Source organism: Priestia sp. 53B2 (assembly GCF_056099005.1).
The window spans coordinates 1-23,298 of the sequence record NZ_JBLZXA010000023.1 but is presented as its reverse complement, the minus strand read 5'-3'; the positions used below and the strand labels follow the sequence as shown (position 1 = coordinate 23,298).

The 23,298-nt window shown below is 36.2% G+C and carries 19 protein-coding genes, 2 pseudogenes and 1 riboswitch; of the genes and pseudogenes, 4 read left to right on the top strand and 17 right to left on the bottom strand.

Annotated elements, in window-relative coordinates; translation table 11 throughout:
- Positions 1-15 precede the first annotated feature (15 nt).
- The 3 genes from lgt to ACN6NE_RS19895 all read left to right on the top strand — a co-directional run bounded on the left by lgt (position 16) and on the right by ACN6NE_RS19895 (position 3,666).
- Positions 16-831 carry a prolipoprotein diacylglyceryl transferase gene (lgt, locus tag ACN6NE_RS19905; protein WP_129707625.1) on the top strand — a complete coding sequence of 272 codons (816 nt, stop codon included), beginning with the start codon at positions 16-18 and terminating at the stop codon, positions 829-831.
- 248 nt (positions 832-1,079) lie between these two features.
- A complete protein-coding gene (locus ACN6NE_RS19900; protein WP_474326808.1) occupies positions 1,080-2,126 on the top strand; it encodes a YeiH family protein in 1,047 nt (348 codons plus the stop codon).
- Positions 2,127-2,706: 580 nt separating this feature from the next.
- Positions 2,707-3,666, top strand: coding sequence for an aldolase catalytic domain-containing protein (locus ACN6NE_RS19895; RefSeq protein WP_129707619.1), 960 nt, complete (start codon positions 2,707-2,709; stop codon positions 3,664-3,666).
- Between the two features lie 147 nt (positions 3,667-3,813).
- Here the strand turns inward: ACN6NE_RS19895 and ACN6NE_RS19890 are convergent, their stop codons facing one another.
- The 16 genes and pseudogenes from ACN6NE_RS19890 to gltC form a co-directional block, all read right to left on the bottom strand.
- Positions 3,814-4,149, bottom strand: coding sequence for a L,D-transpeptidase (locus ACN6NE_RS19890; protein WP_129707617.1), 336 nt, complete (start codon positions 4,147-4,149; stop codon positions 3,814-3,816).
- A 119-nt stretch (positions 4,150-4,268) separates the two neighbouring features.
- Positions 4,269-5,531 carry a glycoside hydrolase family 18 protein gene (locus ACN6NE_RS19885; RefSeq protein WP_129707615.1) on the bottom strand — a complete coding sequence of 421 codons (1,263 nt, stop codon included), beginning with the start codon at positions 5,529-5,531 and terminating at the stop codon, positions 4,269-4,271.
- A gap of 499 nt (positions 5,532-6,030) precedes the next feature.
- Positions 6,031-7,359 (bottom strand): MFS transporter, encoded by a 1,329-nt coding sequence (locus tag ACN6NE_RS19880; RefSeq protein WP_474326805.1) that lies wholly within the window; start codon positions 7,357-7,359, stop codon positions 6,031-6,033.
- Between the two features lie 112 nt (positions 7,360-7,471).
- A complete protein-coding gene (locus tag ACN6NE_RS19875) occupies positions 7,472-8,860 on the bottom strand; it encodes an aminotransferase-like domain-containing protein (RefSeq protein ID WP_474326803.1) in 1,389 nt (462 codons plus the stop codon).
- A gap of 504 nt (positions 8,861-9,364) precedes the next feature.
- Positions 9,365-9,793 carry an ATP-binding protein gene (locus tag ACN6NE_RS19870; RefSeq protein WP_129707609.1) on the bottom strand — a complete coding sequence of 143 codons (429 nt, stop codon included), beginning with the start codon at positions 9,791-9,793 and terminating at the stop codon, positions 9,365-9,367.
- A gap of 120 nt (positions 9,794-9,913) precedes the next feature.
- Positions 9,914-10,603 (bottom strand): Na-translocating system protein MpsC family protein, encoded by a 690-nt coding sequence (locus tag ACN6NE_RS19865; protein WP_129707607.1) that lies wholly within the window; start codon positions 10,601-10,603, stop codon positions 9,914-9,916.
- Positions 10,604-10,742: 139 nt separating this feature from the next.
- The gene (locus ACN6NE_RS19860; protein ID WP_129707605.1) at positions 10,743-10,958 is read right to left on the bottom strand and encodes a hypothetical protein; all 216 of its coding nucleotides are present in this window, start codon (positions 10,956-10,958) and stop codon (positions 10,743-10,745) included.
- A gap of 177 nt (positions 10,959-11,135) precedes the next feature.
- Entirely contained in the window at positions 11,136-11,831 is a 696-nt protein-coding gene (locus ACN6NE_RS19855; protein WP_016766397.1) for a Na-translocating system protein MpsC family protein, read from the bottom strand.
- Positions 11,832-12,190: 359 nt separating this feature from the next.
- Positions 12,191-12,277, bottom strand: a pseudogene (locus ACN6NE_RS19850) (IS6 family transposase); the annotation flags it as partial.
- Between the two features lie 156 nt (positions 12,278-12,433).
- Positions 12,434-13,750, bottom strand: coding sequence for an MATE family efflux transporter (locus ACN6NE_RS19845; protein ID WP_474326799.1), 1,317 nt, complete (start codon positions 13,748-13,750; stop codon positions 12,434-12,436).
- A 101-nt stretch (positions 13,751-13,851) separates the two neighbouring features.
- Positions 13,852-14,673, bottom strand: coding sequence for a nickel import ATP-binding protein NikE (gene nikE / locus ACN6NE_RS19840; protein WP_268577628.1), 822 nt, complete (start codon positions 14,671-14,673; stop codon positions 13,852-13,854).
- A 31-nt stretch (positions 14,674-14,704) separates the two neighbouring features.
- Positions 14,705-15,532, bottom strand: coding sequence for a nickel import ATP-binding protein NikD (gene nikD / locus ACN6NE_RS19835; protein ID WP_474326797.1), 828 nt, complete (start codon positions 15,530-15,532; stop codon positions 14,705-14,707).
- 16 nt (positions 15,533-15,548) lie between these two features.
- Positions 15,549-16,382 carry a nickel ABC transporter permease subunit NikC gene (gene nikC / locus ACN6NE_RS19830; RefSeq protein ID WP_129707596.1) on the bottom strand — a complete coding sequence of 278 codons (834 nt, stop codon included), beginning with the start codon at positions 16,380-16,382 and terminating at the stop codon, positions 15,549-15,551.
- Entirely contained in the window at positions 16,379-17,323 is a 945-nt protein-coding gene (gene nikB, locus ACN6NE_RS19825; RefSeq protein WP_013082614.1) for a nickel ABC transporter permease subunit NikB, read from the bottom strand. Before nikB ends, nikC begins: the two co-directional genes overlap by 4 nt.
- A 16-nt stretch (positions 17,324-17,339) precedes the next feature.
- Positions 17,340-18,965 carry a nickel ABC transporter substrate-binding protein gene (gene nikA, locus ACN6NE_RS19820; RefSeq protein ID WP_129707591.1) on the bottom strand — a complete coding sequence of 542 codons (1,626 nt, stop codon included), beginning with the start codon at positions 18,963-18,965 and terminating at the stop codon, positions 17,340-17,342.
- A gap of 543 nt (positions 18,966-19,508) precedes the next feature.
- Positions 19,509-20,263 (bottom strand): annotated as a pseudogene (gene gltC / locus ACN6NE_RS19815) (glutamate biosynthesis transcriptional regulator GltC); the annotation flags it as partial.
- Positions 20,264-20,609: 346 nt separating this feature from the next.
- Here gltC and ACN6NE_RS19810 point away from each other — a divergent pair.
- Positions 20,610-21,455: a DMT family transporter gene (locus tag ACN6NE_RS19810; RefSeq protein WP_474326794.1), complete on the top strand. Its 846-nt coding sequence runs from the start codon at positions 20,610-20,612 to the stop codon at positions 21,453-21,455.
- A gap of 261 nt (positions 21,456-21,716) precedes the next feature.
- On the opposite strand, the gene dapA is transcribed toward ACN6NE_RS19810, so the two are convergent.
- Positions 21,717-22,604, bottom strand: a complete 888-nt coding sequence (gene dapA, locus ACN6NE_RS19805) for a 4-hydroxy-tetrahydrodipicolinate synthase (RefSeq protein ID WP_129707587.1) — start codon at positions 22,602-22,604, stop codon at positions 21,717-21,719.
- Between the two features lie 129 nt (positions 22,605-22,733).
- Positions 22,734-22,912: riboswitch (Lysine riboswitch) on the bottom strand.
- Positions 22,913-23,298: the final 386 nt, after the last annotated feature.

The window sequence follows — 23,298 nt, the reverse complement described above, 5'->3', positions numbered from 1 at the left end:
TAAAGGAGAAAAAACATGAACCAGCACACACAACCTTTAAACCCTATCGCCTTCCACCTTGGTCCACTTGAGGTCCATTGGTATGGAATTATCATAGGGATAGGAGCTTTCTTAGGCTTCTTGTTAGCCTCGAAAGAAGGAAAGAAACGAGGTATATTTTCAGAAACCATCTCTGATTTACTTCTGCTAGCACTACCCATTGCTATCATTACAGCTCGAATTTACTACGTATTTTTTGAATGGAGTTATTATAAAGAACACCCAGGTGAAATTATCGCAATTTGGCATGGGGGTATAGCCATTCACGGTGGAATTATTGGATCTGTATTAACAGCTATATGGTTTTGTAGAAAAAAGAATCTCTCTTTTTGGAAAATGGCTGATATTTTAGCACCTAGCTTATTATTAGGTCAAGCTATTGGCCGTTGGGGAAATTTCATGAATCAAGAAGCACACGGCGGACCTGTTACACGTCAGTTTTTAGAAGCTTTACATTTACCTGATTTTATTATTAACCAAATGTATATTAATGGAACCTACTATCACCCTACGTTTCTCTATGAATCAATTTGGAATATAATGGGCGTCCTTGTCTTAATTATATTAAGAAAATCCTTGTTAAAAAAAGGCGAGGTCTTTCTTACTTACCTACTATGGTATTCGATAGGAAGATTTTTCATAGAGGGATTGCGTACAGATAGCTTAATGTTAACCTCTCATATCAGAATAGCTCAGTTAGTTTCTTTCCTTTGCGTGCTAGGCAGCTTGATTCTGCTATGGTATAGACGCAAAAAAGGCTTAGCAACTAGTAAGGCTGTCTCTTTCTCATAAGCACATACATTTTTGTATGGATCATCTTCTTTTAAAGAATTAAAGGATAAAAACGTACAAAAGCAGTAAGTTGATCTTTAAAGTCACTGAAAATCAACTTGCTGCTTTTTTGTGTTAATTATTATTTTTTTTAATTATAATCATGATTTATCTATATTTTACTAATGATAAAGTGTCTTTTATAGTTAAAGCATACACTTCTTGTGTGAAGCTGCGCTTAATAAGAATTCATATTGGAGATGAAATGCATGATCACTATAAATAAAGCCCAAAAGCAGAATCTATTCTCAGGAACAAATGTTAAAACATCATCTACTGTTTCTTTATGGGCTGGAGGAGTTGCTTTTACTTTTCTGTTTGCTTTACTTGCTTATGGCTTAGCTAAAGTCCCGGGGTTTAATCAGATTGGTCCACTAGCCTGTTCAATTATAATGGCCGTCATCTATCGTCAGATTTGGGGATACCCTGAAAAAATAAGATCTGGAATTGAATTTTCTTCTAAAAAGCTGTTACGCTATGCGATTGTTTTATATGGACTAAAGCTTAATATTGATGTTGTTATTCATCACGGGTTGGGATTGTTACTCCGCGATGTGGGAACGGCTGTATTTGCGATTATTTTAACGGTTTTTCTAGCCAAATGGATGAAGGCTGATAGTAGTTTATCCCTTCTTTTAGGGATAGGAACAGGAATATGCGGTGCAGCCGCTATTGCAGCTGTTTCTCCAATTATAAAAGCAAAAGAAGAAGATACAGCTATCGGAGCTGGTGTTATTGCTTTAGTGGGAACCCTATTTGCGATTGGATATACCATTTTAAGACCTTATATACATTTAACCAATATTCAATATGGAATTTGGTCAGGCGTAGGCCTCCATGAAATTGCCCACGTAGCTCTAGCTGCAGCACCGGCTGGACGCGATGCCCTAGCTGTTGGCCTGTTGGCTAAGTTAGGCAGAGTGCTCTTACTTGTGCCATTAAGCTTTCTCTTAATGTACTGGATGCAGCGAACAGGAAAAATTGAAAAGGGCACGAAGATTGAATTCCCTTGGTTTTTAATAGGTTTTATAATTATGAGTATTTTTGGAAGTTATGTCGTAGGCAAGCACCTTACAATACCTAAAACGATCATGAATGATATTTCAACTCTAACTACCTTTCTTTTAACAATGGCTATGGTCGGGTTAGGGTTAAATGTAAGTATGAAGGCTCTTCGAACAAAAGCATTAAAGCCGTTGATTGCGATGTTTATTACTTCTATACTTTTATCATTCTTTACATTTTTAACGATGTAACGAGAAATAAATTATTACAAATAGCTATTAAACAGCCTCGGATTCACTTTTTTGATAGTGAATCTGAGGCTGTTGTAGTATTGTTGAGAAATTACTTGCACCTGAAAATATGACAATAGAAAAACAAGGTCCATCAAAAAAGGATAATTACTCAGCAGCTGATATTTTCTGTTTTTACATGCTTAATAGTCACTGCATGTAACGCGCAACCAACTCATCACACTGATCTATTGTAAGGCTGGCAAAAGAAAGAGGCCGTATATTCTGAGCTCTCGGCTGTGCCACCCTTATATTTTAAGGGTGCCTCTTTGGACAATGATAGTGATGTAATATGTGCTGTGTTTGTATATACTAGAGGTGTACTTCCGAACTTGATTTTTTAAGAGCATAAGCTCGATAAAAAACGAAACACCTCTTAACCCCTAAAATATGGTGAAATAGAGAGTCTTTTGGAGAAAATACATTGACTCCTTTGAATCAGTCGTGGTATAAACACAATAGATAGTTTAGTGCTTAAAAGCATAAAAGTGATAAAGTTTTAAATAATACGAATATGAATACATAGGAGGAAATCACTACCATGGAACATAACAGCAAAATTATAGACTGCACCATCCGTGATGGAGGTTTAATTAATAATTGGGATTTTAGCGTTGAATTTGTTCAAGACTTATATAACGGCCTAAACGCAGCCGGCGTCGAATATATGGAAATTGGTTATAAAAATTCCCCTAAGCTTCTTCAAGCGACTGAGCCCAATCCATGGAGATTTCTTGACGATAACTTTCTCAAAGAAATTATCCCTGAGAAAAAGTTCACGAAGCTATCTGCTTTAGTAGATATTGGCCGTGTAGATCCAAATGACATCCTGCCGCGTGAACAAAGTATGTTAGATATGATTCGAGTGGCATGCTACGTTCGCGAAGTAGATAAAGGCTTAGAGCTTATAAAAATGTTCCATGATTTGGGCTATGAGACTTCACTTAACATTATGGCGCTATCTAGCGTGCCGGAAAATCAGCTTATTGAAGCATTTGAAATGGTAAAGAAAAGTCCGGTAGATGTTGTGTATATCGTTGACTCCTTCGGAAGCCTAGATCCTGCGGATATTGAGCATCAAGTGAAAAAGTTCCAAGCCATGATTCCTAGTAAACAGCTTGGAATCCATACACATAACAATATGCAGCTAGCTTTTGCTAATACATTAACTGCGATGCGCAATGGCGTTACATTCCTCGATTCGTCTGTTTATGGCATGGGACGTGCAGCTGGTAACTGTAACACAGAGCTGCTTGTTAGCTACATACCAAAACCAAGCTATGAGATGAAGCCGGTCCTTGGCGTAATTGAAAAGCATATGCTAGAAATGCGTCAAAAGTGGGAATGGGGCTATATCATTCCTTACATGATTTCTGGTGTGCTGAATGAACATCCACGTGTTGCTATGGCTTACCGTGATAGCGAAGATCGTGACAAATTCGTAGATTTTTATGACAAAGTAACTTCTCCAGAAGTTACTACGTCTCCAGCATCAAAATAAGTTAAAATGCTAAAAGTACCTCTGTTAACCGGGGTACTTTTTTGTTATTACATAAAAAACCCATGATTGTATAGCATATACTTAAACTTTGATACCCTGGATTTCGACAATTAACTACATGTAAAAAATCGTGCTCTTCTTAAACTATTATTTGTGTATATAAACCGGCGTTCCAATGGGAACTGCAGAGGAAAGCTCTAGAACATCTTTATTACTCATTCTGACACATCCATGTGACATATCTCTGCCAATAGAAGCTGGATCATTAGTCCCGTGTATTCCATATGTAGGCTTTGACAGTCCCATCCATAGAGGGCCAAATACAGGTGGAGGGGTAGTATCTTTATTAATAATTTTAAATTTTCCAGTTGGAGTTGGAGTAATCATTTTCCCTGCAGCAATAGGATATGTCTTTACTAATTTAGCCCCATCATATAGTTTTAATTGATGCTTCTTTATTGAGACATCTATCCTTTTTGCCATAGCAGTACCCCCAATCTCTTATAAGTTACTATAAATAGAATTTTTTTATTGTTAACCACGTATATCGAATAACTATTAACTGAAAAATATTTAAATTGATTCATAAAAATTAGTGCTATTTATACCGTTCTAATAGTGAAAAATTTCTTTAAAAGCCAAGGCCCTGGCGTAAATCCGAGTGTTAATTGCCAAGCTCCTATTGCTTGCAAACCAAATTTACGAACTAACACCATTTTTTCACTCATGCTTCTTACATCTTCAAACCATACTTCATGCATCTGTCCCGCTTGATCTCTATACTGAAAAAATGGGGATTTATACTCCTTAGAATATTGGATGGGCGACTGATATCTCATCGCTGTTTTAATCGCATCTTGATTGGATATAGCGGATGCTACTGTGCCAGGCTTGTAAGGAATTGACCAATTATATCCATATAAAGGTACTCCAATGATGAGTTTTCTTCGCGGAACACTTTTTATCGCAAATTCTATGGTTCTTTGTACTTCAGTAATAGGTGCAACAGGTCCTGGTTCGCTGCCTGCATGATGCCAATCATATGCCATAATGAACATATAGTTAACAACTGCACCTATCCCCCCGTAATCATATCCCTTTAGCCAAGGAATATCTTCGCTTGTCTTGGCCGGAATCGCTATGGTCAGCACATAGCCTGCAGGTTTTAAACGTTCACCCAGCTGACGTAAAAATCCTGTGAAAAGATCTCTATCCTCGGCCTTTACGCGTTCAAAATCAATATTTACCCCGCCATATCCTTTTCTAGATACTAAATAAAAGATATTATTAACAAGATTGTTTCTTGCCTGAGGATTATTTAAAACTTGATGGGCAAGATCAGAACTAAATCCTTCAGAAGTTAGATTAGTAATCGTAACTAACGGTGTAACTCGGTTTTTCCAAGTCGTTTCAATCGCTACTAAATCGTTTAAATCATTCATAATATCTCCATTGCTGCCAAAATGATATTCAAAGATAGAAATGGACGAGGAATAAGTTGCAAAATCAGTAATTAAACTGCGATCTAACTCTGGATTTCGAACAGCATAATATTGCAGTGTACCTGCAATGTAGTTTGATATGTTAGGAATTTTTATTTTCATTCCCACCTGCAAATAATTATAATGGACTGAAGAATTAACCCTTTTTAATTCTTCTAAGGATACATAAGCTTTTTTAGCAATGCTGCTCATTGTATCACCAGGTTGAACTGTGTATACATAAGAAGCTATAAGTAAGGCCTGACCTGGAACAATATTCGTTTCTTCTAACCCATTCACACTCCTAAGCTGAGCAATGGGGTAACCATATCTGCTGCTTATTGAAGACAAGGTATCACCAGGTTGAACTATATGAACAAACATGTTTTCTCCTCCTATGTACTCTTTATCGAATTATGTTTTATTTCGTGACAAGTTTAAAGAAGCCATTCAATAAATGTATATGAGTATTGTTTGTTTATATAACTGAGTTAAGTGAGGGGGGAACCTCTTTACACACTCTCCCCTCTATTGCGCCCCTAATACGGGTAGAAATGTTCCAGAGATTACACCAAAATCTATATATCATAAACTTATGCTTTTAGCGTACTTGAAAAAGGACGATTGTTTGTCAGGTAGGATTACATTAAGAAATAAAACTATTTTAAACAATATAGACAACGCGGCGATTAATGTTAGTCTTAATTCATAATTAAAATCGAAAAACCTTCTACTCTGTTAAGTAGAAAGTCATTCGTGTAATTGAAATGTCAATGTAGTCTCTGTAAAAAAGAATTCAATTCTTTACATGGAAGTGGAAGAATACGAGTAAATTTGAGTAACATCATTTATTTGAGAGCCAGGCTTCCATATCCCAGATAAATTAAAGTTCTTGACCTACTTTAGCTTTATTTTCCCCTGTATCTCTATAAGCCCATACGATAACCGGAATTAATCCTAAAGATAGAATTCCTCCACTTAATGATAAAACGCCATAACTTGATTGAGCTACAACCATTCCTGATAAAGCCCCTCCTGAAGCTCCTGCTAAAGCAATTAAAACGTCTATAGTACCTTGTGTTTTCGCACGTGTTAATGGTTCTGTAGCATCCACTATTTGAGCTGTCCCGCTAATTAACCCTAAGTTCCATCCTAATCCAAGTAACGATAGAGCAACCACTAGAAGAACCATTGAATCACTCGGTGCCACAGCTGCCACCAGCCCAGCTAAAAGAAGGGTAATTCCTGAAGCAATTGTCATCGCCGTTCGTCCAATTTTATCAATTAAGACCCCTGTAAATAATGAAGGAAGATACATGGAACCAATATGAAATCCAATTACAACCCCTACTTCAGTTAGCCCGTGGCCATGATGTCTCATGTGCACAGGCGTCATGGTCATGATAGCAACCATTACAATTTGAGTAAGGACCATAACTGTGGCTCCAACAGCCACTCCTTTTTTGTTCGTTGATCGCTCAGTATTTATTAAATTTTTTTGAGCATCACGTTCTTGTTTATTCGCTTCTATTGCTCTTGCAATCAGTAACGGATCCGGACGCAGCAGAATATAAAATACAAGACCAGCTACTATATATGCAACTGCTGCTAAAATGAAAGGTCCCGCAAGTGCTGGGACACCAATAGAAAGAGCAAAATCCCCCATCACATCAACTAAATTCGGGCCTGCAACGGCTCCAAATGTAGTGAAAACCATGGCCATACTAACGGCAGTCCCCCGTTGTTTTGCTTTGGCTAAATCTGTTCCTGCATAACGCGCTTGTAGATTAGTAGCTGTTCCTGATCCATAAACGAGGAGCGAAAGAAAAAGAAGAAAAATACTATTAAGAATGGCAGAAAAAATAACACCAATCGCTCCAACTCCCCCTAGGATAAAACCCGTCGTAAGTCCTGCACGACGCCCTTTTTTTTGAGAAAGCTTTCCTACTAACCAAGCAGCTCCTGCAGATCCTAAGGTAAATAGAGCCGTCGGTACTCCTGCATAGGCATCTGTACCAAGCATTTGCTGTGCAATAAGTGCACCGACAGTAACTCCTGCTGCCAATCCCGCACCGCCAAAGATTTGAGAAACACTTACAACAAATAAGGTTCGTTTATATAAAGCTTTTTGTTTCTCTGGTGAATTAACATATTCTTGTAAACAAGTTGATTGGTTGTCTAGAGCTTTTACATGATCCTCGTTTACCATCATAACCTTCCTTTCAGAAAACTCATTCTATTTTTAAAAATATTCTCACTAGATTTGGATTATCATAACATGCATAAAAAAGCCATACAATATTATAATTGTTTGGCAAACAATATTATAAATAGTCGTTAAGTAAACGTTTAAGGATAATCAATCCTTGCTCAAGCTCTCCAATCGTTTTAGGTGCACAAACAGCGATCCTTACAGCTCTGTCTGGACAACTGTTTCCCACTACAAAGCGTTCTGCTGCATACACTTGTACGCCCTGCTGCGCAGCTAATGTTTCAAATTCAGCACCTGTAATCTTTCCTGGTAATAGTAACCAACGAAATATACCAGTTTCCACACCTAAACAGGTGTAATTTTCTAAATGTTGATTTGCAATTCGATTTCTGAGAATAGCTTGTTGACGATGACTCTCTACTAAGGACTCAAATTGATTTGACACAATAATACGTGCTGTTAGCTCTGCTAATAATGGTGAAATTGATATATTTAAATTATAAAGTGCCTTTGAAATAGGCTCTTTAAATCGACTAGGCGCTGCTACATATGCTAGTCGTAACCCTGGTGCTATTGATTTTGATAAACTCGCAATATAGATGACTTGTTCTGGTGCATAAGATGCCACTGCTGGCATTGGTTGCTCATGATGGAGATGATACGTTGCATCTTCAATAATAAATTGGTTATATTTTTTTGCAATCACGGCAAGCCTTTCTCGGTTTTCAACAGACATACAGCAAGCAGTTGAATTATGATAGTGTGGTATCAAGTAAATGCCTTTAATATTGTCATTTTTACATGCATATTCAAAAGCAGTTGGACTCATTTCATAATTCTTTGATTTTATCGGTACTAATTGCACACTAAGCATAGCTGCAACTGTTTTTAAACCTGGATAAGTGTGATGATCAACACCAATTCGATCTCCAGGCTGACAAAGACTCGCTAGTGTTGCAGCAATTGCATTTTGTCCTCCATTTGCAAATAAAATGTGATCAACTGTTGTTTTAAATCCACCTCTTCTCATTAACTTTACAGCTGCATCTTTTTGCCAAAGACTTTCACCTGGCCTCCCGTAACCGAACCACTTTTCATAATCCGCCTCTTGGAGCATATCTTTTAGTTGAAGTAGAAGCGGCTCGTATGAATCATTGTCTGGGAGTGTCGCGCCCATTTCAATTAAGTGGCTAGGCTTTATATCTTCGAGTAAATACGCATTTGATAACGCATCATATGATACGAATGTACCGCTTCCAACAGTAGCACTTAATAAACCCTTTAGTTCACACACCTTAAACGCTTTTGAAATCGTACTCAAATTTAAATCTAAATAATCGGCTAGCTCTCTCTGTGGAGGAAGTTTTGTTCCAGGTAATAAAGCTCCCTTGAGAATATCCTGTTCCAACTGGTCTGCAATGGCTTGGTAAATAGGTTTTCTTGTTTTGTCAACAGATGGCTTCCAGCTCATTGGATAGTTTTCAAAAGAATTAATTGGCATAGTATCCATCCTTTTTTCACAAAATTATATACTTGTCCCGTTTATATCACAATTATCATTGTTAATAATTTCTAAGAATCTATGACTTTTGAGACTTGATTATGATCAATTATTTTAACGATTAAATACAATTGCTCATAATTTTCTACACCTTTTTCTCATGTTTCTAAGCCTCTTGTGATTACTGCGGAGAAAAATTTTTGTCCTACTGCTAAGAGTTAATAGAGAAGAAGCACATGCTGAAAGTACCAACTCAAGCATGTGAAATATCTTAACCGTATCCTAGAGCAGGATCATCAGGGGATGATATTTTTAGAAGCTATCTCCTATTCAATAAAGGAGTTTTTGTAAAGAGGAAGTCAGTTCTTTCTTAAACTTTTTAAAATTTTTTGATCCTAATAGGGCTTAATAAAAAATCTATTTTTCAGTCTAACTACTGATGAACCTATACAAATCTTCACCTACTGTTGTAGATAAACGTTTACATTTTAACTTGTGCTCCTTTTACTTATTTTTTTTCCATTTTATAACCTCGATGTTAACGCCATGGTCTTCTTGAGATGATATGGTGAATTCGTCCATTAATTTTTTTACTCCTGATAAACCAACGCCTAACCCTCCTGACGTTGTATAGCCACTTTCTAGCGCTTTTTGAATATTTTTAATGCCTGGTCCTTTATCTATAGCTATTATTTTGAGTCCTATTTCAAGTTGATTCTCTATTATTTCCATTATAATTTTTCCCGTAGTGGCATATTTATATATATTTCTGGACAATTCTGAAATAGTCGTAATAATTCGGGCTTGATCAAGTGTGCTGAAGCCTAAGCAGTTAGAGAACATTCGCCCTTTCTGACGCGCTTCTACTATATCCACTTCAGTGTGTATCTCAACAGTTAAAGGTTCCTTTCCTTCATCTGATTGAAATAGCATAATTATCACCACTTTCTCTATTTTGATAGTAGTAGTAAAAAAACAATAGGCCAAAAAGAAAGGTTATCTAACCTTTCTTTTTGGCCTACATCTAGTTCAGTGCCTAGCTTATCAGTGCCGTTATGAAGTTGGGTTTAAAATCAGAAGAATTGTACTTTTATCTTTATGAAAGTCCCATGCGACTAGTATATCTGTTACCTTTGAATCTAAAATCACTTCTAATGATTGACTATGTTCATGAAGTAGCCTTTTTTCGAGATTTCTTTTAGCCAATGTAAGGTTTTCTTCAAACCCTAATTGGACTAATTCTTTCTCTATACTTACCATAATACCTTTCCTGATTATAAGGAGTGTTCTCTGATCTAATAAATAAGAAGAAACATCTTGAGGGAGTTTTTCTGCTTTTTGAGTCACTTCCTCAACTTCTTTATGCAGCAATTTCTGATTTTTATAGGAATGATTGACTATGTTTTCTTTATCAGAATGGATCATGATAAACATGCCAGACTGCAGCTCTAAATTCCAATCATAGTAAAATTCTTCGATATCTAAATGTATATTTAATTGTATATATCCTTTTATCTCTTCAATTAAAGTCCCCATTAACAAATCACGTGTTTTTTGAACATAGATAACTTGTCCCTTGTCTAACAAAGCCTTTTCTAAAGGTAATAAAAAGGCTTTAAAATAAACGGTTATAAAAGGAGGAGAAATGACGGTGAATACACCTCCAGGACCTCTTCCAAAGTTTTCACGAAGTAACCTTCCCATATAGCTACTTAATTCTTTTTCCAGTTTCGTTTTATCCATAGATGGTGCACCTAGTTTCTAGTTTCATAAGGTATACTATTCGTGATGTTTTATGAAAACTCCTTCTTCATCATAAGATCATTTTCGGTAGTAAGAATTCACTTTTTACAAAGTGTAAACGAGGCATACTGGTATATCTTTAATAGATTGGTTTCTGTTTACCTTTGTATTTCCTGTGTTTAAAGATTCTTCTTTTATTTAAAATTCCGCTTTTACTTCCATAGATAATGGTACTTAAAAGTATTATATCCTTGCTAATTTCTTCTTTGTAAAATTCATTGTCATGCTTTTGGTAATCCTGCAACAATCGACGAAGTTCTTTTATAAACAATACAATCTCATGATTATCAGCCATACCGACCAAATCCTTTCTGTTGGCGCATCCTATTTTTAGGTGCTGTTTTAGGGAATTATTCCGTTACAAAAGGACTTACTCTTTTTAGACAACAAAAATAAGCCGAAAAAGAAAAGGTATGTCCTTTGCTTCCTCGGCTTATGTTTGGCACAGTGTGTCCAATTCATTACTGCCTCATTAATTTTTTGGTTTTAGGATAAGCGTAATAATACTATTATCCTTTTCAAAATCCCAATCTACAAAAATATCAAGAATGTCTGCATTTAATATCTCATCATAGTCATCGTTTTGTCGTAAGATTCCTTTTTCCAAAGGACGTTTAGAAATGCGTAAGGTGTCATCAAAACCCAACGAAATTAGCTGCTTTTCAATAGCGACCAGTATTCCTTCGCGTACGATGACCAATGTACGATCACTTAACTTATATGAAGAGATTTTTTCAGGCCCTTTTTGTGCAATTTCACTCATCTTTATAATCCGATCATGAATTGCTTGTTTTCCTGGGTAAGGGTCACCCTCAGTCAAATCGGCTTTCAAATCGTCCAGACAAACTCCCACAAAAATTCCGGAGTGATGATCTAAATTCCAATCATAATATAAATGCTGTATGTCAAGGTCTGTAATCCCTTTAATTTGCCCAGTGATTTGAGGCTCAAGAGTCTTTACTAAAAGCTCTCTTGTAGTCATAACCTGAAGTTCTTCATTCTGGTTTAACAGTACTTGTTCCATCGGCGAGACAAAGCCACTGACATAAATAACAACATACGGTTCATAAATCGTAACATGAACAGCCTCGGGGCCTTTTCCAAAGTTATCTCGTAACAATTTGCCCACATTATTCGCCAGCTTTGTTTGCTGAGCCTTAATATCCATATTTCTTCATCCTTTATTAAGAAAGAAGCATCATATCTTCTTTCCATCATTTTATTGTACCATTACGAACGAATAATTTAAATATACAGAATAAATAAAAAATAATTTGTTGCCTTATGTTTAACCGAATTATAAACGTTCAAAACCTCTTCTTTCTATTGCTTGGGACGCATTTTGAATGTCACCGGAAAATACGAATCCGTTAGATTCGTATTACTGTTTTCAATAAAGAAATTTATTATACGATGATGAATGGAATTTTTTTATTCAGTCGGGACAGATAACGAATTTTTTTATTTCTTAGTAGAAATCTATATATTTTTAGAGCAAGGACAATTGTTTGTAAAAGAGAATTAAACTTTGGAAACGTGCAAAAAAGCCAAAGCTTTCTTAAAAAAGCACTTGGCGGCTTGCTTATTTCTTGCTTTACTTAGATAAAAATCCACTAATCATTTAACACACCTTTATTAAGAAAGGAGGCCGTCCTCCCTGGCTACTTTCTTAATGACCCCATCTATTTAGGAGAGTAGCAGCACCGTTAGCATATCCGTTTTTGAGGGATTCCCTTATGAATGAACCGGAGCTATTTTGTTATAAATTTTTCAGCCTTCTCCCTTTAGCTGTAACAATTTTTTATTTAATTGAGGAGTGTACATAACTAGGAACCCTGATCGCCCTATAGTATAGATGATGAAAGCCAGCCATAGGCCATGATTATGCCAGATAGGAGTTGCCGCAATCTGTATAATGATATAGACAATCATCGCGTAAATCATGGAATTTCGAACGGGAGCAATTTCAGTTGCTCCTGTAAAAACCCCATAAAGGACAAGGCCAAAACAAGCAACAAAGGGATAGATGATAAGCCATACTCCATACGTAAGTGAAAGTTCGATCACATCAGGCAAATTTGTAAATAGCCCAATAACCTGCTCTTGAAAAAGTGCATATAAACTGGCTATAGTAACTGCTGTTATTACCGACCACTGTCTAGATAAAGTAAGTATTTTTTTATATAGCTCTTTATCATTTGAACCTACTGCTTTACCAACAAGAATACTGGAAGCATTAGCAAATCCATCAAAGAAATAAGCCATTATGTAGTGGATTTGAAATAATACAGCATTTGCAGCTAGAAATTCTGTGCCAAACGAAGCACCTTTTGCTGTGAACATATTAATAACGACCAGTAAACAAATAGTACGAATAAACAAATCCTTGTTAACATTAAACATCCTCTTCATAGAATTTGTATCCATAAGTGCCTGAATTGATGGCATTTTCCATTTAAACGGAGATGCTTTCACAATGATGAATACTCCTAATATGAAGGCTGTAACTTCAGCAATCAAGGTTGCTGTAGCGACCCCTTGTACATCAAAAGAAAAAACATGGACAAAAAGAATAGCTAAAAACATATTCAAAACATTTGTAAGTATCTGTAAACATAGAGATTCTTTAATCTTAGCCATTCCCATTAACCAACCAAGAATCACATAGTTCATCAGTGTAAAAGGTGCTCCCCATATTCTAATCCTAAAATATTCTACTGCAAACCTACTTACATCAGCATCAGGAGAAATTATTAGGAGAGCCGCATGTTCAATCGGCCATTGTAAAAGAATAAAAAGCAGCCCTACTATTACAGCTAATAAAAATGGCCGGGATAAAGCAAGTACTCCCTGATCTGGATCACTTGCCCCATTTGCTTGTGCGGCAAAGGCGGATGTACTAACTCTTAAAAAGCCAAATACCCAATATAACGTATTAAAAATAAGAGTTCCTACCGCAACTCCTCCAATATAAGCTGGAGCTGGAAGTTGCCCTACAACAGCGGTATCAACCGCACCTAATAAAGGCGTAGTCATCGTTGAGATTGTCAGGGGAATCGCCAAAGTAAGATACGTACGATGATTCATCCAACCGGCCTCCTTCTATCATTTTGAGTTAAACACAAAAGCAATAGCCTCGATTACGTGGATGAAATCGAGGCCTTTAAATACATGGGTATACCTTTAAATTAGATATGATTATTCCTTGCTCTAATTGAACGAAAACGGGGATGCTCTGCAAGTATAGAACCTCTCATCTCTTTTACCACAGGATTTTTTGAAGTAAAGAACTGATTTTTCGAATTATAGTATTCGATTAATTCTCCTTTTTCTAATACACCTAATGTATCGCTAATCATATAAGCAGCTTTGATATCATGTGTAATAAAAAAATACGACAGACCAAAGTCTTCTTTTAACTCCTTTAATAGTTCTAAAATGAGAGTTTGCGTAACCATGTCTAGACTGCTTACAGATTCGTCTAAGACAATGAGCTTTGGCTTAAGAGAGACTGCCCTTGCAATATTGATCCTTTGTAGCTGACCGCCGCTAAATTGATGCGGATATTTTTTTAAGTCTTTTTCATCAAGCCCTACTCTTTCTAATAACTCAATCACGGTTCGTTTTTGTTCAACCAATGTTAATTTTTCATAGTTTTCTAACGGTTCTCCAATAATACGTTCAGCCGTCATTCGGGGATTAACTGCTGAGTACGAATCTTGAAAAACAACTTGAAGATCACGCCGAATTTTTTGGCGAGTATATTTATCTACAGTATAGATGTCATGTCCTTGAAAGAGAACCTGTCCATGCTGCGGCTTTTCCAAGCCAAGAATTACTTTTCCTAAAGTACTTTTACCGGCTCCACTCGTACCAAGCATTCCTAAGCATGTCCCTTCTTCAATAGAGAAGGAGATATCAGAAAGTACTTTCTTAGAACGATTTTGCCATTTGAAAAATGTTCGGTTTCCGTAGCTATGAGTGACTTCATTTACTTGTAATAAACTCACTTGTTCACCTCTTATAAAATGCTTTTACATATCAAATTAAGTTGATCACAGGTTCTTCTAAATATAATGCTGGCCTTGCATTTAGCAGTTTCTTTGTATACTCATGCGTTGGTGAATCAAATAGCTGAAATATACCTGCTTTTTCTACTATTTTCCCATGTTGCATAACGGCTACTTCATCTGCCATTTCAGAGATAACTCCTAGGTCGTGAGAGATTAATAAAATTGCTGAACCATATTCAGAACGAATTTTATCTAAATGATGTAGTACATTCTTCTGATTGTTTACATCTAACGCGGTTGTCGGTTCATCTGCAATAATAATAGCGGGATGCAGGCTTGCGGCAATAGCAATCATTACTCGTTGAAGCATACCCCCACTCAGTTGAAAAGGATAGTATTTCAAAAGCTTGTCAGGGTCAGGTAAATTCACTTGTTTCATTGACTCAACGGCAAGCTCTGTTGCCTGTTTTTTATTCCAATGCGTATGAGAGCGAATAGCCTCAATAAATTGGTGTCCAATAGTAAAAACTGGCGTAAAAGCATTCATCGGGTTTTGCATAATAAAGGCTATATCCTTTCCACGAATCTTACGCATTTCTTTCTCAGCTAAACCATTTAATTCTTGGCCTTTTAGCATTATGCTCCCTTCAATTGTTGTTTCCTTACGATTGAGGAGCTGGAGAATGGACATGCTTGTAACGGTTTTACCACAACCGCTTTCACCAATAAGACCAAGAATTTCCCCAGGCTTCAGTTCAAAATTTATATCTTGAACAAGAGTTGTAACACCATTTTTTGTTTTTATTTGAACACGTAAATCTCTAACTTGTAACACTTTTGACTCTTCTGTTCCCAACTTTCTTCATTCCTTTTCAAAATCGACGTTTGACACCGTAACGTTCTGATAACGCTTCGCCTAATAGATTGAATGTAACAATAACAAGCATAATAGACAAACCTGGATAAAGCATCAGTTCTGGATTCGTTCGAATATATGATTTTCCTTCGTGAATCATTGCTCCCCATTCAGGTGTAGGAGACTGGACGCCTAATCCCAGAAAAGACATAGCAGATATATCCATGATAGCCCATCCCATTTCCAACGTACCCATTACAACAAGCGGAGGTAACACATTGGGGATAATATGATTTTTAATGATCTTCCATTGAGAAGAACCGCTGATCTTCGCAGCGGAGATGAAGTTCTGTTCTTTCAAACTAAGGACCATTCCTCGGAACATTCTCGCGTAATAAACCCATTGTACAAGCATCAGCGCTAAGATTACTTGTGACAGTCCAGGTCCAAATATACCAACCAATCCTAGTACAAGAATAAGGCTTGGAAAAGCCATAACACCATCGCAAAATCTCATTAAAATATGATCAATCCAGCCGCCTTTATAACCTGAAAACGTTCCAATAATTAAACCAATTGCTAACGATGAAATGAAAATAAGTATAGCAAAACCTAATGAGATACGTGCCCCATATAAAATACGTGACAAGTTACATCTTCCTAAATGATCAGTTCCTAATGGAAAATCCCAGCTTGGAGGCTGCAATTTATAAGCTAAATTGACGGCAATGGGATCATTTGGTGTAATCCAAGGGGCCAATATGGTGATGATAAAAAGAATACCTAATATTGTTGAACATATGGGAATTACTTTTTGACTTTTAAATATCGTACGTATACTTGTTATCATCGATGCTGTCCTTCTTTCCTGGAAATACGCGGGTCTATATACATTTGAACTATATCTACAATTAAATTACTCAAAATAAACAAACTGGCTGCTATTAGCACGTAGCATTGTATAACAGGTATATCACGATTAAAAATAGCTTCAATGAAATAACGCCCAAATCCAGGCCAAGAAAAGACCGATTCAACGATAATTGTGCCCGTAAGCAATTTTCCAAGATTCATTCCAAGCCCAGTTATCATTGGGGAAATAGCAATTCTCAGCACATGTTTTGTCATAATCGTTTTTTCTTTAAGTCCTCTAGTTCGAGCAAATAGCACATATGGTTGTTGCAAGTTTTCAAGAACACTCGCACGTAACAATCTTGTATACATTGCTATTAAAGGAAGAGCTAGCGTAATGGAAGGCAGTACAAGGTGCTGCCATGTTCCGATTCCCTCTACTGGAAAAAGATTAAGCTTAACAGAAAAGAAAAAAACCAGTATGTAGCCCAGCCAAAAAGTTGGAATAGACGCACCAAAAAAGGAGAGTAAACGACTAAAATGATCAATAACGCTGCCTTTCTTTACTCCTGCGAGAAACCCAAGAGGCACGCTGACAAACACCGCTATTAATATACTCGCTATGGCTAGTTGAACGGTAGCTGGTATTCGATATATAACTTCATTCCAAACGGGCTTATTTGAAACATAAGATATGCCAAAATCAAGTTGGCATATCTTCATAATAGAGTTTACATATTGAATAAAGAATGGCTGATCTAAACCAAACTCATGTCTTTTTTGAGCCAAGATCTCATCGGTCGGCTGGATGTGTGCTGCTGTTAAATAAGCTTCAGCTGGATCCACCGGTGAAAGATGAATCATTCCAGTCGTGAGAAGGGCAGCCAAAAGAAAAACTGGAATGATGGACATAATTCGTTTTAGTATATAATTGCCCATGAAAACCTCCTGCTATTTACTGTTTGATGCTAATTCCTGTGAATGGATTCTCGTCACGATTAGCAGGGAACTTAAAGTTTGTTACGTTTTTTTGATAAATGGCTGTTTTCTTAATATAAGAAACAGGAATAATAGCTCCTTGATCTTGTAGCGACTTTAAAATAGACGCATAAAGCTGTTGACGCTCTTTTTCATCTGTTGTTTGAGGAACCTTCACCATTTGTTTGATTAACTCATCTTTATTTGGATATGCTGAAATAGCTTCATTAAATCCATATCCTTTTGATGCGACAATGTTTAAAAATGTATGAGGATCATAAGGAGCTCCATAGTTACTAAAGAAATTAATATCAAATTTATTATCTTTAAATCTTTGAACTTGGTCTGCTAATTCAACGCCCACAATGTTTAATTTCACACCAATTGCCGCCCATTCAGATTGAAGAGTTTCTGCCATTGCCTTTTGAATGGATTCTGCTGAATCATACATTAGCTCAATTTCAAGCAATTTTCCATCTTTTTCACGAACCGTTTTTCCTTTAGGAAGTTTCCATCCTGCTTTGTCTAATAGTGCCTTTGCTTTTTCTACATCATATCCTACTGACTTAACATCAATATCGTTAGTATAAGGTAGATTTGTAGGTAAGATATGGTCTGCCTCCTCTTCTAAACCTGAAGTAACTCCTTTAACCATCGCTTCTTTATTAAAACCATAATGCAGCGCTTCACGTACACGTTCATCTGAAAGCTGTTCTGTTTTTGTATTCATAACAAGCTGTCTTGTTGCAATCGGTTCAGAAACGCTAGTTTCATATTTTCCAGTAGACTTTAATTGTTTAAACGTATCTAGACTGATAACTCCTTCTCCATAAATCATGTCCAAATCACCTTTTTCAAATGCCAGTACTCTCGTTTCCGCATCCGGAATAACTTTCACTTTGATTTTTTCTACTTTTGGAAGCTCTCCCCAATAATTTTCATTGCGTTTGTAAATAGCATATTCGTCAGCTTTATACTTTTCTAAAATCCATGGACCTGTACCTACGGGTTTAACAATACCTTTTGAAGTATCACCATCTTTAGGAAAACCAGCTTCACCTAAAAAACGAACTGGTCGAACTACAGCTAGCTCCTGAATTGTTGGATAATATGGTTCAGTCAACGTTAATTTAAAAGTGTTTTTATCCACTACTTCTGTTTGAGATACTTTCGTAATGAAACCCAACCAACTATGTAATTTAGTATTATTCAAAATAGTATCAAAATTCTTTTTAACAATTTCTGCATTAAAATCTGTCCCATCAGAAAATTTTACACCTTCACGCAAATGAAACGTGTATACTTTACCGTCCTCAGAGATTTCCCATGACTTAGCTAGACTTGGTTTTATCTTACCGCCAGCTTGGTAGCTTACTAATGGTTCATACACCATAGATTGAGCAAATAATTGTGAAGGGTTGTAGACATGTGGGTTCATTTCCCCTACATCTCTCGGCCAAGCAATCGTAAGCATATTATCATGACTGCCTTTCGATGTTGATTCCCCATTATTATTATTTGAACAACCAACTAATAATGTTGACAAAATTAAAATAAACACAAATGTTAACTTAATTTTCAGACTAGTTTTACCCTTAGACATAACGGTGTCTCCTCCCACTTGATGTTGATAATCGTTTTCAATTGTAAGCAGGATTCGCATTCTTGTCAATGTAATATTGAAAACTTTATTTTTAATATTGTTATCTATCTGTGAAAGTAACTTTTCCGGACGGAATGCTTGCCCTTTTTAAAGAAAAAGCCCTTGAGATTTAAGAAAAAATCAAAAGACTTGAGTATTTAAAAATTGTTATACAAACCAAAGTAAAGTTGACTGAACAGCTATTATTAACATGTTAACGAGATAAAAAGCTGCCTCGGAGCGTCAGGAGAGGCAGCTTTTTATAAAACTAGATATGAAATATGTGTTAGTAAATCAATTACAACATATTTTTTCATGAAAGCGATTTATTATAAGAATAAGCATATGTATAAAAGCTGCATAATTCATAATCGTAGCCTTTCTTAAGTCCCTTGTTTTCAAGGAATTCTTTTTTGTTCAGATTCTAGAAAAAGGGATTATAGTAACGAAAAATATAATATATTACTTTTCTCTGCTAATCACGTGCTTTTTCTTGAGTATAAATCAACTCTTAAAATCATCTAATCTAGTGAAAAATTCCTGAAGGAAATCATAAAATAACTTTTCCGTTGGAAGTAGTGCTCGTTCCTTTGGGGTAATAACGCCTACAGTCCTTGTTACGCTTGGTTCAACCAATGGTAATTTCACTGTTGAGCGTGGCAAGCTATCGACTAGCGTGACTTCTGGCATGAGTGTTACACCTAAACCAGCAGAAACTAACCCTTTCAACGCATCGATATCATCCCCTTCAAAGGCAACATTTGGTATGAAACCAAGATTCTGACAAGCATTCAAAACAATATCTCGAAAGACAAAACCCTGAGGTAATAAAACAAACGGTTCGTCTACTAGTTCTTGAAGTTTTACGGAGGATTCTTTTGCAAGGCGGTGGTGAATTGGCAAAAGAGCCACAATATTTTCTGTAAATAAAACTTTTTGTTGAAGTTTTTTTCTTTGAGAGGAAGTGGACCTATCAGACCAAGATTAAAATCTCCTTTAATCACACCTTCAATTAATTCCTGGTAAAGCGCTTGTTTTAACTGAAATTTTGCTTCCGGATAGCGCAATCTAAATGCATAGATTACAGTTGGTAATGTATACGCTGCTAAACTTATCGGAAAAGTAATGCGTATTGTTCCTTTTTCAGGATCTAAATATTCCTTAACCTCACATCTCGCATCGTCTATCACATTCATGGCATGTTTCATTCATTCAAAAAATATTTTTCCAATTGGCGTTAAATGTACCCTTCTTCCTTGTATTTAATCATTGTCTTACTTCACTTGATTCCCGCACCTCATCTTCTAAAACGTCCATTTGAGTTTTAGGATACAAAGCTTTAGGTTTTAATGAGAAGAAAATGGTGAATGGATTTGAAAAATTCATCGCATTTTATTGGACAGTAAAAAGGTGTAAGAATGATAGGAAACGAGGTTTTAATAAAAGAGCAAAACCCGTTGATTCGTAATAAATTTATACTTCTCCTCTTTATACTTTTACAAAAGAGTTATCCGAAGTTATTTTTCATTAAATTGAAATATTAAAACTATTATATAAATTGTATAATTTAGTAGTATAAAAACTACTGGGAAGGAATTACACACTATGTTATGGTTTATATCTGCTTTAGGGACAGCTGTATGCTTCGGAGTAAACAATACTTTATTTAAATGGGGTGCCCTTCAACATTTATCTAAAGTGTGTATTCAACTTTTCTTTTATTGGATTTCTTTTTTTATCCTCTTATTATTTACTCTTATTAAAGGAAGTTTTGAATTTCACATTTTACCTATTTTAACGGGGGCACTAATCGGTATCTTAAATGCCAATGGTAATATCCAAATGTTGAAAGCCTTTGAGAAAGGACCTGCAAGTATTACATCTACCATTATTGCGATGAATACAGTCATTGTTGTTCTAGCTACATCCTTATTATTTCCTCAATCCATTCCTTTAACAAATTGGATTGGTATCGTCATTATTATATTGGCAGCTTGTATTATTCAGTATCAACCAAACAAAACGGCACATGTAGAGTATAAATTATGGATTTTAAGCTGCTGTTTAGCTCTTCTATCTATCGGCACAGTTGGTGTTATTATGAAATTCAGCACGTATCAGCACTTTAGCATGGGTGAAATGCTTGTTTCGATGTATGGCGGAGGAGCTGTCTATTTAAGTTTATTAGCTCGGAAAGAACTTAAAAAAATAACTGCACATAAAATCGAAATAAAGATAGGTATACTAGTTGGTATATTAAGTACGATTGGTTACAGCTGTTATTTATTCGCCCTAAAGGAAGGGCCATCCAGTGTGGTTTATCCAATCATTAGTTTAAATTGTATTGTTGTTTTAATTGGGAGCTTAGTTATCTTTAAAGAAAGACTTAAAAAATATCAATTAATAGGAATTATTCTTACTTTATGCGGAGTTGTGTTGACTAAGATATAAGTTTTTGCACCAATACCGACAGAAGAACGAACATATAGTGAAATAGGTCTCCCTCTGTATGGCAACTGAAGATGTATATAGTATACATACATAGAAAAAACAGAAAAACTCCCCCAATGTGTTAAGGGAGTTTTTCTGTTTTTAGGAGTTAGCTAAATGATGATTCATCCATCTTGAGCTTTTGGCACAATCTTGCCTTAATGCGTCGATTGAATCGGTCGTTTTAGCTATGCTCTCTCTCCTAATCTGTTTTTATTTATTTCAACAGGTAACGTTAATGCCGCTAGTTTGCAGAACTTTTTCTAGTGCACTTTGCTCTTCATTGCTTAAAGGAACCATTGGCAAGCGAACACCACCAACATGTGTGCCATTTAGATTTAATGCAGCTTTTACCGGTGAAGGACTTGGCGCAATAAACAATGCTCTCATAAGTGGAAGCAGATTGCGGTGTGTAGTAGCAGCGTTTTGGACATCGCCATTTTTGAAGGCATTGATCATTTTTTGCATATCATTGCCAATGATGTGGGAAGCAACTGAAACAACTCCTGCTCCGCCAATTGCTAATACTGGTATTGTTAACCCATCATCGCCACTATATAGGGTAAAGTCACTAGGTGTTTTGCTAATGATCTCTGCCATGGCATCCAAGTCGCCACTTGCTTCCTTAATTGACACAACATTAGGGATCTCTGATAGACGAACAATTGTTTCAACAGAAATGTTAACTACGCTTCGTCCTGGGATATTATAAAGCATAACTGGTAAAGAGGTTGATTCGGCAATCGTTTTAAAGTGTTGGTACAACCCTTCTTGAGAAGGCTTATTATAGTATGGAGCAACGAGCATGATACCATCGACTCCTGTTTCCTCTGCAAGTTTCGTTAAGCTGATTGATGCTTTCGTGTTGTTTGAGCCAGTTCCAGCGATGACGGGGACTCTTCCCGCAGCAGCCTCTACAACACATTTGAATAATTCAATTTTCTCTTCGGTGGTTAATGTTGGAGACTCTCCAGTTGTACCAGCTACAACTAGGCCATCTGTGCCATTTGTAATTAAATGCTCAACTAACGTTTTCGTCGCGTTAAAATCAATTTCACCATTATCGTCAAACGGCGTAACCATTGCTGTTAATACTTGGCCAAATTTCATAACTACACACCCTTTATAAAAATTTTTAAATTAGAGGGGTTAGGCTCATTCATAAGAAGCACAAAAAAAAGCAGCAACGAGGGATTCGTTGCTGCAGTAGAAACAATATTTATCAAAAATAGTTTCCGTGCATAAGATAGCCCTCCATATAGTTTCCTATATGACAGTTCTGTATTTATTCAATAGCAGAACCAGCTTCAAGAACATGAGATTCTTTCGGCTTCGGCAAATACCCCTTTCCACAATTGTCATTGGATCTCATTCTCCTCAAATTGTATACTTATGATCTTTGCACCTCTATCCTCACTTCAAAAAATATTGAAATAAGAAAATATTTAATTGAATCTAATATAACAGTAAATTTCCTTTCACGCAAGAATCATTTAAGTATAATTTCATGGACACCATGTAATTAAGTCCTTACACTTATTTTTGAGAGAATGCCTCCGAATTATTGACTCAAACCTACGATCTCAGTATCACTCATATTACTATTCCACCTTTCTTTTTGCTATTCACCACATATTTTAACTTACATATTGTGCACATAATAAAAAGCCACCCGCTTTGAACTGCACCCCAATTGTTAGACAAAGAAACTCTAATGATTGGGGTGCTTGTATGTCTAGACATACATTTGAAGATAAGTTGAAGGCTATTGATTTGTACCTAAATAAGCGCAACTCATATAGGG